Annotated in this window: 8 protein-coding genes; 1 reads left to right on the forward strand and 7 read right to left on the reverse strand. The window is 64.9% G+C overall.

What is annotated here, in order from left to right; all coding sequences use genetic code 11:
• Positions 1-135 precede the first annotated feature (135 nt).
• The gene (gene dtd / locus N5D48_RS01160; RefSeq protein WP_062362635.1) at positions 136-573 is read right to left on the reverse strand and encodes a D-aminoacyl-tRNA deacylase; all 438 of its coding nucleotides are present in this window, start codon (positions 571-573) and stop codon (positions 136-138) included.
• On the reverse strand, positions 570-1,541 hold the full coding sequence (gene pip, locus N5D48_RS01165; protein WP_279880187.1) for a prolyl aminopeptidase: 972 nt from the start codon (positions 1,539-1,541) through the stop codon (positions 570-572). The genes dtd and pip overlap by 4 nt, the downstream gene beginning before the upstream one ends.
• A gap of 203 nt (positions 1,542-1,744) precedes the next feature.
• On the opposite strand from pip, the gene N5D48_RS01170 reads away from it, so the two are divergent.
• Positions 1,745-7,285, forward strand: coding sequence for a DUF6543 domain-containing protein (locus tag N5D48_RS01170; protein ID WP_279880189.1), 5,541 nt, complete (start codon positions 1,745-1,747; stop codon positions 7,283-7,285).
• 44 nt (positions 7,286-7,329) lie between these two features.
• Here the strand turns inward: N5D48_RS01170 and hutG are convergent, their stop codons facing one another.
• The 5 genes from hutG to hutU all read right to left on the reverse strand — a co-directional run bounded on the left by hutG (position 7,330) and on the right by hutU (position 14,287).
• Positions 7,330-8,133 carry an N-formylglutamate deformylase gene (hutG, locus tag N5D48_RS01175; protein WP_279880191.1) on the reverse strand — a complete coding sequence of 268 codons (804 nt, stop codon included), beginning with the start codon at positions 8,131-8,133 and terminating at the stop codon, positions 7,330-7,332.
• A gap of 112 nt (positions 8,134-8,245) precedes the next feature.
• Positions 8,246-9,451 (reverse strand): imidazolonepropionase, encoded by a 1,206-nt coding sequence (gene hutI, locus N5D48_RS01180; protein WP_279880193.1) that lies wholly within the window; start codon positions 9,449-9,451, stop codon positions 8,246-8,248.
• 18 nt (positions 9,452-9,469) lie between these two features.
• A complete protein-coding gene (locus N5D48_RS01185) occupies positions 9,470-10,873 on the reverse strand; it encodes an amino acid permease (RefSeq protein ID WP_279880195.1) in 1,404 nt (467 codons plus the stop codon).
• 121 nt (positions 10,874-10,994) lie between these two features.
• Entirely contained in the window at positions 10,995-12,527 is a 1,533-nt protein-coding gene (gene hutH / locus N5D48_RS01190) for a histidine ammonia-lyase (RefSeq protein ID WP_279880197.1), read from the reverse strand.
• Between the two features lie 86 nt (positions 12,528-12,613).
• Positions 12,614-14,287, reverse strand: a complete 1,674-nt coding sequence (gene hutU / locus N5D48_RS01195; protein WP_166885829.1) for a urocanate hydratase — start codon at positions 14,285-14,287, stop codon at positions 12,614-12,616.
• Positions 14,288-14,499: the final 212 nt, after the last annotated feature.

Below are 14,499 nucleotides of genomic sequence, written 5' to 3' on the forward strand. Positions count from 1 at the left end.
AAGTGAAACGAACCTGCGAACGCAGGTTCATGCAGCGCGCGATTATCCAGCAGGTCGCGTTACAACGCATCAGGCTGAACAAACTATTTATCGTACAAAACCCCTTGTTTTCGACAAACAAAGGGTTTTTTGACCTCATATTTGTAACATAAATGTTACCGGGCCATCATTGACCAAATGCACCTGCATGTCAGCGCCGAAGCGACCACTGGCCACGACCGGGTGCTGTCCCTGTGCCTGGCGCAAAAGATAGTCGAAAAGCTCGGCGCCGAGTGCCGGCGGCGCCGCCGTCGAAAAGCTCGGGCGCATGCCGTTGCGGGTATCGGCGGCCAGGGTGAACTGCGACACCAGCAGCAGGCCGCCGCCGACATCCTTGAGCGAACGGTTCATCTTGCCCTGCTCGTCGCTGAACACCCGGTAGTTCAGCAGTTTGTGCAACAGCTTGTCGGCATGTTCGGGGGAATCTTCAGGCTCGACCGCCACCAGCGCCAGCAAACCCTGGTCGATGGCACCGACGATCTCCCCCGCCACTTCCACCCGGGCGCCACGCACGCGCTGGATCAGCCCCTTCATGCTTCTTCCAGGGGCAGGTCGAGCAGGCGTCGGGCCATCTGATCGGCGGCTCGCACCAGGGCATCGGTGATGCCAGGCTCGGAAGCGGCGTGGCCGGCATCGCGAATGACTTTAAGCTCGCTGTTCGGCCAGGCCTGGTGCAGCTCCCAGGCGTTGTCCAGCGGACAGATCACGTCGTAGCGGCCATGCACGATCACCGCCGGCAGGTGGGCGATCTTCGGCATGTCGCGGATCAGCTGGTCCGGCTCGAGGAATGCGTTGTTGGTGAAATAGTGGCATTCGATGCGGGCGATCGACAGCGCGCGCTGCGGCTCGGAGAAGCGGTCGACCACCAGCGGGTTCGGGCGCAGGGTGGCGGTACGGCCTTCCCAGGTCGACCAGGCCTTGGCGGCATGCATCTGGGCGATCTGGTCGTTGCCGGTCAGGCGCTTGTGGAAAGCCGCGACCAGGTCGCCGCGCTCTTCCGGCGGGATCGGCGCGATGTAGTCCTGCCAGTAGTCGGGGAACAGGCGGCTGGCGCCCTCCTGGTAGAACCAGCTGATCTCCTGCGGGCGGCACAGGAAGATGCCGCGCAGGATCAGGCCATGCACGCGCTCGGGGTGGGTCTGGGCATAGGCCAGGGCCAGGGTCGATCCCCATGAGCCGCCGAACAGTACCCACTTGTCTATACCCAAGTGCTCGCGAATGCGCTCCAGGTCCTCGACCAGGTGCCAGGTGGTGTTGTTCTCCAGACTCGCATGGGGCGTGGAACGACCGCATCCGCGCTGGTCGAAGGTGATGATGCGGTAGAGGTTCGGGTCGAAGTAGCAGCGGCTCTGGGCATCGCAGCCAGCGCCCGGGCCACCATGGATGAACACCACGGGCAGACCTTCCGGCGAGCCGCTTTCATCGACATACAGCACATGCGGCGCTTCCACGGCCAGATCGTGTCGGGCGTAAGGTTTGATCTGCGGGTACAGGGTCTGCATTGCGCACTCCGTGTGAGGTTTTAATCTGCCGCCTGGCATCATAAACCCGAATTGCGCTTTGAGCATGCATCCATGGCAACCATCGTGCTCGACCGGCCTCGCCCCGGGCCAGGCGTACCCGGCGCCTGGCAGACCTATCTACCCCACCACGCCACCAAGCCCCCCTCATAGTCCGTGTCCCATTGATCATGACGGACTACTTGATGACCACCCCGAACGACACCTCTCATCCGCGCCGCAGCATTCATTACAGCACTGTCGAACGCCAGCTGCCCCAGTGGTTGAAAACCGCCTCACCGGAGCTTCGCACGGCCATGCGCGAGCGGCCACGGCCACCGGCCTGGCTGGAAACGGCAATCCAGGAAAAGCCCAGCATCGCCAAGGCCTGGAGCGAAGAGCACGCCAAACTGCGCGAGCGCCAGGCGCAGGTCGCGAAGTTGTTCGAGCAACTTCCAGACCTCGCGACATTCGCCAGGCAGCAGTTGAGCGAAGCCGTGACCAAGCGTTTCGGCCTCACGCTCGATGTGGATGCGACCTATCTTGTGGACGCCCGCCTGATCGACGCCTCGACCGCCATCGACGCTCGCCAGGCTGTCGACCGGGCAACCCGCTCCCTGCTGCAAAGCGCCCTGCACAACTTCGATGCCGCAGCCACCGAGGCTGGCGGCATGGACGCCGCCGTGGCCCCGCTGAAGCGGTCGGTCATCCTCGATCATCGCCGGTTCATGGGGACCGTTCCGATCGGCAATGCCCTGAACCTTGACCCAGAGGCTTTCGCCGATCTGTGCCGCACACTGGATATCGGCGGCCAGTATCACGACAGGCTCCACAGCATCTATTACCCCACAGACGAATCGGGCAAGCCCGAGGATGCGACAGCGTTGGCGGTCTACCAGACCCTTGGTCGGGCCGAGGAATCGGCATTCCGGCAAGCCCTGCACTTCGCCCGACTCAAAGGTGACATAGACCAGCCCTTTTACGATGCCGCTCTCGCCACCGCGCTGGATCAGGAAGATTCAGCTGCCACCAGCGGTACCGTCGAGTTCAGTCTGCTCTCGCTCTGGGAAGTGGAACTGGTCGGTATCGCGCTCGTGACCCTGCAGGAGCAAGCGTGCAAGACCGTGGCGCTGTACACGCCCGACGACAGCGAAACGCCGATCAAGGCATTTGCCTCCCAGCAGGATTTGCAAGACGACTTGCGCGACCGGCTGCGGGCGAACATCCATTATCTGGACAAGCATGTCGCCGAGCGCGACAAGGCATCGTTCAGCAGCAGGCTTGCCGATCGCCTCACCCCTCTGGGGTGGAGCCGTCGAGGCCTGCGCGAACGCGTATCGGCGCCATCCGCCGGCCTGGCTCCGGTGGCACCCCCCTTTGGCTACTCGTTTCTCGGCACAATGGCGTTCCAAAAGGTCGAGCGCCACGAGAAAGACGCCATCTTCCACGCAGTGCCGACACACGTCGTCGACCTGCAGAGCGCCAAGGCGCACCATGCGTTGATCGCCACACGCGTGCTCACGGCCCTCAACATCGCCGGCTTCTTCGTGCCAGGCCTGGGCGAGGCGATGCTCGCCGTGTGTGTCATGCAGCTGGCGTACGAAGTCTACGAAGGCTTCGAGAGCTGGCAGAACGACGAGCAGGACCTGGCCTGCAAGTACCTGGTGGACGTGGCCGAGAACATCGCGCTCATGGCGGCGATGGCCGGCGTCGCCAAGATTGTGCGTGGCAACGGCGGGACCGAGGCCATTGACGACGCGCAACAGCCAGAGGCAGAGGCAGAGGCAGAGCGGCCCACCGTGGAGACACCGTCCTTCATCGAGGAGCTGGAGGATGTCGAGATGCCCGACGGCCAGGTTCGTCTGTGGAAACCTGACCTGACGCGCTATCACTCCGACCAGTCGCTGCCCGAGACCCTCGAGCCGGATGAAAACGGCCTGCGCGACCACCAGGGCCAGCGCTGGCTGGTGATCCAGGGCGCCCAGTACCGGGTCGAGCAGGCGACGCCGAGCGCCCAGTTCCGCCTCATTCATCCGACCAAAGCCTCAGCAGCACGCCCCGCCGTGCGCCACAATGGCGCCGGCGCCTGGCTGCTGCCGCGCGAGAATCCCATGCAATGGACACGCGACAAGCTGTTGCAGCGCATGGACCTCTCGACCACCCACCTCGGCACCGACACCGCCCGCCACATGCTGCAGGTCAGCGGTATCGAGGAGGACGCGCTGCGGCGCACGCTCACGGAGAACGAACGGTTACCGGCCGTGCTTCAGGACACGATTGCACGCTTCAAGCTGGACCAGGCCACACAACGCCTGCCGGGTGACCTCGTGCTGTCGAAGGAGTTCGAGCGGGCCTACGAGCGCCTGCCCGCCAGCCAGGCGCCAGGAGCCGCCGTGATCCGGCGGGTGTACCCGAAGCTCCCGACACCGGTCATCGATGAACTGCTGGACAAGGCCAGCCCTGCCGAGCTGCAGGCGCTCGACGCCGACAAGGTACCCCTGCGCCTGGCCGAGGAAATTCGCGTCTACCAGCAGCGGATTCGCCTGGCCAGGGCCTACGAAGGGTTGTACCTCAAGAGCGTGCGCAGCCGGGACAGCGAGCGCCTGCTCATGCATACCCTCGAACGCCTGCCAGGCTGGCCTGCAGAAACCCGGCTGCTACTTCAGCAACTGCGTTACTTGCCTGGCGAGCACATCGACATAGGTCCGACGGACACCTCCTTACGCAGGATCATCAGTAGTGTCGAGGCTGGCTATCTCGTCACTGGCGTGGATAACGCCGACACCGCTCTGACGCCCAGCGCGACCCTCCATGCCGCGTTGTGCCGGGCGTTGCCCGAAGCCATGACGCAACTGGGCATCACCGATGAGGACGGGCTGCGTCGATTGCTGCAGGAGCACCCGCTGCCACGCGCGACGGCAAGGCAAGTACTGGGGATGCAAGCTGTACGCCCTGGCTATCGCTCGCCCATGCGCCTGGCCGACGGTCGCCTGGGTTATCCACTGAGCGGTGGCCTGCCGACGGAACAGGGCATCACCCGCCAGACCTTGCTCGATACCATTGTCGCGACGGGCTTGACCGAACACACCCGGCGATCGGCAGCCGAGATACTGATGATCATCACCAGCCCTGGCCGCACCCAGGCCCAGGTGCTCGCCCGGCTGCAGACCTTGCTCGAACAACGCAGCGAGCTGCAAAGCAGGCTCGATGACTGGAGCGAAGCGATCTCGCCCAGCTCCGACGAAGCCGCGCAGAACTACGAGACCCTGCGCACGGCCATCATGCAGCACTGGTACGACACCGCGCTGGCCGAGAATGGCGAGCACACGGCGGAGTTGTCGATCCAGGGTGTGCCACTGACCGACGTCCCAATGACGTTGCCTGCGTTCTTCACCTCGCGTATCCATCGACTGCGCCTGCTCAATCTCCCCTCGGGCAGCCTGGCTGGCTGGGCGCAGCACGAGCGCTTGCTGCAGCGTCTCCTGCAACAGGTCCCGCAACTTCGGGAGCTGGAAGTCAGTCGGCCCTACAACCGCATGGGCACACCAACGCCCTTCAAGCACAGCCTCTCTGTCATCGCCGAGCAATTGCCCAATCTGCAGACATTGCTCCTGACCAACCAGAACGTTCCCCTTACCGCCAATGATGTCGGGCGACTGGCGGGACTGAACCAGCTGCGACGCCTCGACCTGAGCGGCAATCGCTTCGCACAGCACACCAGCCCTGACTTCGACGGTTTTTCCCTGGACTATCTGGGCCTGGACAACATGCAACTGGGACAATGGCCAACCGGCCTTGGCAGGACGTCCCTGGGACGGATCGCCCATGTGTCGCTGCGCAACAACAGCCTCAGGTCGCTGCCCGCGTTTCTGTTCGAGGCGCCAGACACCACGAGCAATCTCCCCCTGCTCTCGCTGGAGGGCAATGACATCAACGCGCACCACCTGCAGCGCTTGCTGCTCAACGAGCGCGGCACGGTGTCACGGGTGCGGGCCGACGTGCCAGCGGACGTCACCGCACAGCTCGAGCGCGCTCAGCGTGAGCGGCAACAGCTGCAGGAAGCGCTCGACGGCTGGCGAGATGCCTCGAGCTCCTCGGCCCCACTGACACAGGCGGCTCAACAGGACAGGCGCGGTATCGAACAGGCCATCAACACGTTCTGGGCGAACCAGGAGCGTGGCCAGCGTTACCTGCGGCTGCGCTTCGAGGATGTGGCGCTGGAAAACTTCCCCAGGCGCCTGCCAGGTTTCTTTGGCGGACGGCTGGAATCCCTGGTGCTGACCCGCGTGAGCGGCTCCGCCACGCAGCTGGGCGAGCTGCTCGATCGCTTCCCCAACATTACCCGCCTGACCATCGATGCACACGCTGCCCCGACCTCCGCGCTGGCTGGAGTGCTGTCCCGCCTGACACGGCTCACCCACCTGGAGTTTCGCAACATGGGCCTGGAAATCGACCAGGCCATGCTCGAAGCCTTTGGTCGCCTACCGCGTCTATCGTCGCTGGACTTGTCCGGAAACCGAATCGGCGCCATCACCCAGCCTCCAGGCAGCCTGTCCAGCAACCTGACATCGCTCTACCTGAGCAACATGAGCCTGCAGGCCTGGCCGACCTGGTGCGATCGCCTGCTGCCCCTGGAGTTCCTCGACCTGAGCAACAACAACATCACGCAACTGCCCGATCATATTCTGGAGACCATCCAGAGTCCGATGCCAATCTCCTCGGTATCGCTGTTCGGCAATCCGCTGTCGGAAGACACTATCGAGCGTGTCCGCACCTATTCGGACAGCCAGCACAGCCGTTCCTTCGCCATGGACCTGCCTGACAACCTGATGCTCGTCGACTCCTCGGACGAGGGATCGCTGCTCGATCACCACCACTTTCCCGTACCTGGCGCCATGGATGACACACCGACACGCGCAGACTGGATGCTGGGCACCCAGGCGCAGAACGACGCCTTGAGCGATGCCTGGGCCACGCTCGAACCGCTCGAGGATGGCAACATCCTGCTACGCCTGGCTGGTCGCTTGCGCAATGCCGCGCCGTATCTAGATCCAACCACGCGAGCCGCGTTCTGCGAGCGCGTGCGCATGATGCTGGTGACAGCGGCAGCCAATGATGCCGAGCGCCCCATCATGAGTGCCATCGCCGAGGCCGCCCTGCCAGATCCGAAGACCCGCTCGCAAACCTGCCACGACGGAGTACTCCAGGAGTTCAACAACATCGAGCTGCTGATGATGAACAACCGTGTGCTGGCAGATGCAGGCGACACCTTGGAAAGCCTGCATCAGCGCTATCGGCAGTTTTTCCGCATGGGCGAGCTTGAGACGCTGGCCAGCCAGCGTACCCGCCCAGGAGATCGGGCATCGGTGCGCTTGACCTACCGTCACGACCTCGGTCGCGAACTTGACCTACCGCTTTGCGACAATCTGCGTCATCGCAGTGCCGCTCAACTGGACAGCGATGAATTGGCCGATGTGCTGGCGCAGGTAAGGGAGAGGGAAAGCAGTGACGCATACCTCGAATACCTGCTGAAAATCGACGCCTGGACCAGCCGTCTGCGTGGGGAGTATCAGGACCGCTTCAGCGAAATCGAGCAGCGCTTCGGTGAATGGGTGCAGGCAGTGAGCGAGCTCGACCTACCGCTGGCGGAGGAGCTGGCCCTGCAGCAGAACCTGCAGGCCGACAAAGAGCAGCATGAGAAGGCGTTACTCCTGGAACTGACCATCTTGCACGTCCGGCATGAGTGATACCGTCCGAGGCCGGCCCGTCCAGACGGGCCGGCCATCGACGGTCAACGGCCGTAGCGGTCCTTGCCCCAGGCGATCAGCGCTTGCAGCAGCTTGCGCAAGACGGCTTGAGTCGGTTGCGCCAGGTCTTCGCGGTAGGCGAATGGCACCACTTCCTCCATATAAGTGCTCTGCGCCAGTTCCAGCTGTATCGCATGGATATGGCTGGCCGGGTCGCCGTAGTGGCGGGTGATGTGCCCGCCCTTGAAGCGGCCGTTGAGCACATGGCTGTAATCCTTGGCCTCGACGCATACGCCCACTAGTCGCTCGGCCAGCTCCGGATCGCAACTGGCGCCGTTGAAGGTGCCCAGGTTGAAGTCCGGCAGCTTGCCGTCGAACAGGTGCGGGATGTGCGCACGGATCGAGTGGGCATCCCACAGCAGCGCATAGCCGAACTCTGTGCGCAAGCGCTCCAGTTCGCGACGAATCGTGTCGTGGTACGGGCGCCAGATCCCTTCCAGGTACGTCGCCCGCTCATCGGCGCTCGGCACCTGGCCATCCTTGAACAACGGCTCGCCATCGAACAATGTCGCCGGGTACAGGCCCGTGGTGGCGCCGGCGTACAGCGGCTTGTCGTCATCCGGGCGATTCAGGTCGATGACGAAGCGCGAATACTCCGCCGCCACCACACTGGCGCCCAGCTCGCGGGCGAAGTCGTACAGGCGCGGAATGTGCCAGTCGGTGTCCGGCAGGCTGCGTGCCTGATCGACCAGGCCGTCACGCACCTTGTCGGTCAGACCCAGCCCGGCGTGGGGCATGCTGATCAGCAATGGCAGCCGGCCTTGGTGAAAACTCAATACCTTGTCCATATGACTCCTACAGCGTATCTGATTGACCGTCGTGGGAGCGGGCTTGCCCCGCGATGGATGGCCCCGGCTTCTCCGGTATCGCGGGGCAAGCCCGCTCCCACGAAACCACCGTTCAGTTGGATATCTCGTGCCCCAGGCGCACCACGCGCTTGGGCAGGTCGCCGCCGAGCCAGTAGCTGAGGTCGGCCGGGCGTTCGATCTGCCAGGCGATGAAGTCCGCCACCTTGCCCACTTCCAGCGAGCCGTGGCTGTCGCCCAGCCCCAGCGCCGTGGCGGCATGCACGGTGACGCCGGCCAGGGCTTGCTCGGGGGTCATGCGGAAACAGGTGCAGCCCATGTTCAGCATCAGGCGCAGCGACAGACCCGGCGAGGTGCCGGGGTTGAGGTCGCTGGCCAGGGCGATCTTCACGCCGTGTCGGCGCAGGGCGTCCATCGGTGGCAACTGGGTTTCGCGCAGGAAATAGAACGCCCCTGGCAGCAGCACGGCGACTGTACCGGCTGCGGCCATGGCGATGGCGTCTTCCTCGGTCATGAACTCCAGGTGGTCGGCCGACAGCGCCTGGTAGCGCGCCGCCAGGCTCGAGCCATGCAACGACGACAGCTGCTCGGCATGCAGCTTGACCGGCAGCCCCAACTCGCGCGCCTTGATGAACAGGCGCTCGACCTGGGCCGGGGAGAACGCCAGATGCTCGCAGAAGGCATCCACCGCATCCACCAGCCCCTCGGCGGCCAGCGCCGGGAGCATCTGCTCGCAGATATGGTCGATGTAGTCGTCCGCCCTGCCCGCGTATTCCGGCGGCAAGGCGTGCGCAGCCAGGCAGGTGCTGCGCACGGTGACCGGCAGCTCCTCGCCCAGGCGCCGGGCGACGCGCAGCATCTTGCGCTCGTTGTCGAGGTCCAGGCCGTAGCCAGACTTGATCTCGATCGTGGTCACACCATCGCGCATCAGCGCCTGCACCCGCTGGCGAGCACTGGCCAGCAGCTCGTCCTCGCTGGCCGCGCGGGTGGCCCGCACGGTGCTGGCGATGCCACCGCCCTGGGCGGCGATCTCGGCATAGCTGACACCCTGCAGGCGCTGCTCGAACTCGCCGCTGCGGTTGCCGCCAAACACCGCGTGGGTGTGGCAGTCGATCAGCCCCGGGGTGACCCAGGCCCCGCCCAAGTCGACGATGCGGTCGGCCGCGACCGGCGGCACGTCAGCGCGGGGACCGATCCATTCGATCAGGCCGGCGCTGGTGACGATCGCCGCATCCTCAATGGCCGAGTAGCGGCCCTCGGTCATGGTCGCGGCGTGGCAGTGCTGCCAGAGGGTTCTCATCAGGATCTCCTTTCTAATTCAGCGGTGCAGCTCGGCAGGCTCCCGGAGCGGCTCGCCACTACCGGCGCGTGGCTTGCACCACAGCAGGTAGGACGCCACCAGGAACACCACCCAGATCACCCCGACGATCAAGGCCGCCTGGGTATCGGGGAAGTAGCCGAGCACACCGAAGATGAACACCATGAAGGCAATGGCCATGGCCGGGCCATAAGGCCAGAACGGTACCGGGAACTTGAGCTGGGCGACTTCCTCGCGGCTCATGCTGCGACGCATGGCGACCTGGGTGATCAGGATCATCAGCCACACCCACACGGTGGCGAAGGTGGCGATCGAGGCGATCAGCAGGAACACGTTCTCCGGGATCAGGTAGTTGAGCAGCACGCCGATCAGCAGCGCCGCACCCATCACCACCACGGTCATCCACGGCACGCCATGCTTCGACAGTTTGCCGAAGCCGCGTGGCGCCTGGCCGTGCTGGGCCAGGCCGTACATCATGCGGCCGGCGCCGAAGATGTCGCTGTTGATCGCCGAGATGGCCGCAGAGATCACCACGATATTGAGCACCGCCGCAGCCGAGCCGATGCCCAGATTGCTGAAGATCTGCACGAACGGGCTGCCCTGGCTGCCGATCTGCGGCCACGGGTACAGGCACATCAGCACGAACAGGGTGAGCACGTAGAACAGCAGGATGCGCAGCGGTACAGCATTGATCGCCTTGGGGATGACGCGCTGAGGGTCTTTCGCCTCACCAGCGGTGACGCCGATGATCTCGATGCCACCGAAGGCGAACATCACCACCGCGAACGAGGCGATCAGGCCACTGACGCCATTGGGCATGAAACCACCGTGGTCGAACAGGTTGCTCACCCCAACCGCGTGCCCGGTGCCCACCTGGCTGAAGCCGAAGGCCATGATGCCAAGGCCGGCCAGGATCATCGCGACGATGGCGCCGACCTTGAGCAGCGACAGCCAGAACTCCATTTCACCGAAGACCCGCACGTTGCACAGGTTCAGGCCGCCGATCAGGAACACGATGCCCAGCACCCAGATCCAGCGGGCGACCTCCGGGAACCAGAAGCCCATGTAGATACCGAAGGCGGTGACGTCGGCGATGGCGACGATGACCATCTCGAAGGCGTAGGTCCAGCCGAGGATGAAGCCGGCCATGGGGCCGAGGTAGGTGCTGGCGTAATGGCCGAAGGAGCCGGCCACCGGGTTGTGCACGGCCATCTCGCCGAGGGCGCGCATGACCATGAACACGGCAGCGCCGCCGATCAGGTAGGCCAGCAGCACGGCCGGACCAGCCATCTGGATGGCCGAGGCCGAACCGTAGAAAAGCCCGGTACCGATTGCCGAACCGAGCGCCATGAAACGGATATGCCGGGCCGATAGCCCGCGCTTGAGACCTTGAGCTTGTTGCATGTCACGTCCTTATTGTTGTTCTGGTCGTGAGATCGGATTGGGGCTGCTGCGCAGCCCATCGCGGGTGAACCCGCTCCCACAGGTTCACCCGCGATGGGCCGCACAGCGGCCCCCAGGTGCATTACAGGCTAGGCAGGACCCCAGCCGGCAGCAGGCCAGTCAAGGTGCCTTTGGCCAGCAGCGCCGAGGCCGCCTCGATATCCGGCGCGAAGAAGCGGTCGCGGTCATAGTGCGGCACTTCACGACGCAGCGCCTGGCGCGCCTGCTCCAGCTTGAGCGAGGTCTTCAGCCCCTTGCGCAGGTCCAGGCCCTGGCAGGCACCCAGCCATTCGATGGCCAGCACGCCACGGGTGTTCTCGGCCATTTCCCACAGACGCTTGCCAGCGGCCGGGGCCATCGACACGTGGTCTTCCTGGTTGGCCGAGGTCGGCAGGCTGTCGACACTGTGCGGGTGCGACAGCGCCTTGTTCTCGCTGGCCAGCGCGGCGGCGGTGACCTGGGCGATCATGAAGCCGGAGTTGACCCCGCCGTTCTCCACCAGGAACGGCGGCAGCTGGGACATGTGCTTGTCCATCATCAGCGAGATGCGCCGCTCGCTCAGCGAGCCGATTTCGGCGATGGCCAGGGCGAGGTTGTCGGCGGCCATGGCCACCGGCTCGGCGTGGAAGTTGCCACCGGAGATCACATCGCCTTCGGCGGCGAACACCAGCGGGTTGTCCGATACCGCGTTGGCCTCGATGCCCAGCACCTCGGAGGCCTGACGGATCTGGGTCAGGCAGGCGCCCATGACTTGCGGCTGGCAGCGCAGCGAGTACGGGTCCTGGACCTTGTCGCAGTTCTTGTGCGACAGCGACACTTCGCTGGAGTCGCCCAGCAGGTCGCGGAAGCAGGCGGCGGTGTCGATCTGACCGCGCTGGCCACGCACTTCATGAACCCGGGCATCGAATGGCGAACGCGAACCCAGTGCGGCTTCCACGCTCAGGCCGCCACAGGCAATGGCCGCGGCGTACAGGTCTTCGGCCTGGAACAGGCCGCGCAGGGCATAGGCGGTGGAGGCCTGGGTGCCGTTGAGCAAGGCCAAGCCCTCTTTCGCGGCCAGGGTCAGCGGCTCCAGGCCGGCGACGGCCAGGGCTTCGGTCGCGGGCAGCCACTGGCCCTTGTAGCGGGCCTTGCCTTCACCCAGCAGCACCAGCGACATGTGCGCCAGCGGGGCCAGGTCGCCGGAGGCGCCGACCGAGCCCTTGAGCGGAATGTGCGGATAGACTTCAGCGTTGACCAGGCCGATCAGCGCGTCGATGACCTTGCGGCGGATACCGGAGAAGCCGCGGCTGAGGCTGTTGATCTTCAGCACCATGATCAGGCGTACCAGGTCGTCGTCCAGCGGCGCGCCGATCCCGGCGGCGTGGGACAGCACCAGCGAGCGCTGCAGGTTCTCCAGGTCGTGGCTGGCGATGCGGGTCGAGGCCAGCAGGCCAAAACCGGTGTTGATGCCATAGGCGGTGCGGTCTTCGGCGATGATCTGCTCGACGCAGGCGACGCTGGCGTCGATGGCCGGCGCGGCGCTGCCATCCAGTTGCAGGCGCACCGGGGCGGCGTGGATGGCGCGCAGCTGAGCCAGGGTCAGGGTGCCGGGCTTGAGGGTCAGTTCGGTCACTTCGCTACTCCAATCGCTTGGGGCCTTCAGGCCCCTAAATTGTTGTTCAGTATCACCCTTGAAGGGTGCGATCCAAAGCGCGGCGATCAGCCGGTGATCATCGGCAGGTCCAAGCCCTGCTCCTTGGCGCAGTCGATGGCGATCTGGTAGCCGGCATCGGCGTGGCGCATGACGCCGGTCCCCGGGTCGTTGGTCAGCACGCGGGCGATACGCGCGGCGGCCTCGTCGGTGCCATCGCAGACGATGACCATGCCCGAATGCTGGGAGAAGCCCATGCCCACGCCACCGCCGTGGTGCAGCGAAACCCAGGTGGCGCCGCCCGCGGTGTTGAGCAGGGCATTGAGCAGCGGCCAGTCGGAGACCGCGTCGGAGCCGTCGCGCATGGCTTCGGTCTCGCGGTTGGGGCTGGACACCGAACCCGAGTCCAGGTGGTCACGGCCGATGACGACCGGCGCCGACAGCTCGCCGCTGCGCACCATTTCGTTGAAGGCCAGGCCGAGCTTGGCGCGCAGGCCCAGGCCGACCCAGCAGATACGTGCCGGCAGGCCCTGGAAGCTGATGCGCTCGCGGGCCATGTCCAGCCAGCGATGCAGGTGGGCGTCGTCCGGGATAAGTTCCTTGACCTTGGCGTCGGTCTTATAGATGTCTTCGGCGTCGCCGGACAGCGCGGCCCAGCGGAACGGACCGACGCCGCGGCAGAACAGCGGACGAATGTAGGCCGGCACGAAGCCCGGGAAGTCGAACGCGTTGGCCACGCCCTCTTCCTTGGCCATCTGGCGAATGTTGTTGCCGTAGTCGAAGGTCGGGATGCCTTGCTTCTGGAAGTCGAGCATCGCCTGGACATGCACGGCCATCGACTGCTTGGCGGCTTTCACCACGGCAGCCGGGTCGGTCTGGGCGCGGTCGCGGTACTGCTCCCAGGTCCAGCCGGCCGGCAGGTAGCCGTTGAGCGGGTCGTGGGCGCTGGTCTGGTCGGTGACCATGTCCGGGCGTACGCCACGCTTGACCAGCTCCGGCAGGATCTCGGCGGCGTTGCCGTGCAGGGCGATGGAGATGGCCTTGCCTTCGGCGGTGTACTTGGCAATGCGCGCCAGGGCGTCGTCCAGGTCCTTGGCCTGCTCATCGACGTAGCGGGTTTCCAGGCGGAAATCGATGCGGCTCTGCTGGCACTCGATGTTCAGCGAGCAGGCACCGGCCAGGGTGGCGGCCAGTGGCTGGGCGCCGCCCATGCCGCCTAGGCCCGCGGTCAGTACCCACTTGCCTTTCAGGCTGCCGTTGTAGTGCTGGCGGCCGGCCTCGACGAAGGTTTCGTAGGTGCCCTGGACGATGCCCTGGCTGCCGATGTAGATCCAGCTGCCGGCGGTCATCTGGCCGTACATGGCCAGGCCCTTGGCGTCCAGTTCGTTGAAGTGTTCCCAGTTGGCCCAGTGCGGCACCAGGTTGGAGTTGGCAATCAGCACGCGTGGGGCGTTGCTGTGGGTCTTGAACACGCCGACTGGCTTGCCCGACTGCACCAGCAGGGTTTCGTCGTCTTCCAGGCGGGTCAGGGTCTCGACGATCTTGTCGTAGCACTCCCAGTTGCGCGCGGCGCGGCCAATGCCGCCGTACACCACCAGCTCTTTCGGGTTTTCGGCGACCTGCGGGTCGAGATTGTTCATCAGCATGCGCAGCGGGGCTTCGGTCAGCCAGCTCTTGGCGGTCAGCTTGTTGCCACGCGGGGCACGGATTTCTACGTCACGGTATTTGTTGTTGTCAGTCACGGGAGAGGTCCTCTGCGGTCGTCCGCGGGCGGGTATGTCGTGGTCAATATACAAACACACCTTTACTTGTATGTACAAGCATGGACAACCAAAAAAATTAGACCTCTCCGCTGAGCGGCTGAAATAGCTGGGGCCGCGTCAGCCAGGGCAAACGCGGACAGTGTAGGAGCGGCCTCGTGTCGCGAAAGGGCTGCGCAGCAGCCCCGGCTATC

The organism is Pseudomonas sp. GD03858, from assembly GCF_029840925.1.
Classification (GTDB): Bacteria; Pseudomonadota; Gammaproteobacteria; order Pseudomonadales; family Pseudomonadaceae; genus Aquipseudomonas.

Bases quoted from the DNA above. Each gene is read 5' to 3' on its own strand.
- dtd (WP_062362635.1), bottom strand. From the start codon at position 573: ATGAAGGGGCTGATCCAGCGCGTGCGTGGCGCCCGGGTGGAAGTGGCG.
- pip (WP_279880187.1), bottom strand. From the start codon at position 1,541: ATGCAGACCCTGTACCCGCAGATCAAACCTTACGCCCGACACGATCTG.
- N5D48_RS01170 (WP_279880189.1), top strand. From the start codon at position 1,745: ATGACCACCCCGAACGACACCTCTCATCCGCGCCGCAGCATTCATTAC.
- hutG (WP_279880191.1), bottom strand. From the start codon at position 8,133: ATGGACAAGGTATTGAGTTTTCACCAAGGCCGGCTGCCATTGCTGATC.
- hutI (WP_279880193.1), bottom strand. From the start codon at position 9,451: ATGAGAACCCTCTGGCAGCACTGCCACGCCGCGACCATGACCGAGGGC.
- N5D48_RS01185 (WP_279880195.1), bottom strand. From the start codon at position 10,873: ATGCAACAAGCTCAAGGTCTCAAGCGCGGGCTATCGGCCCGGCATATC.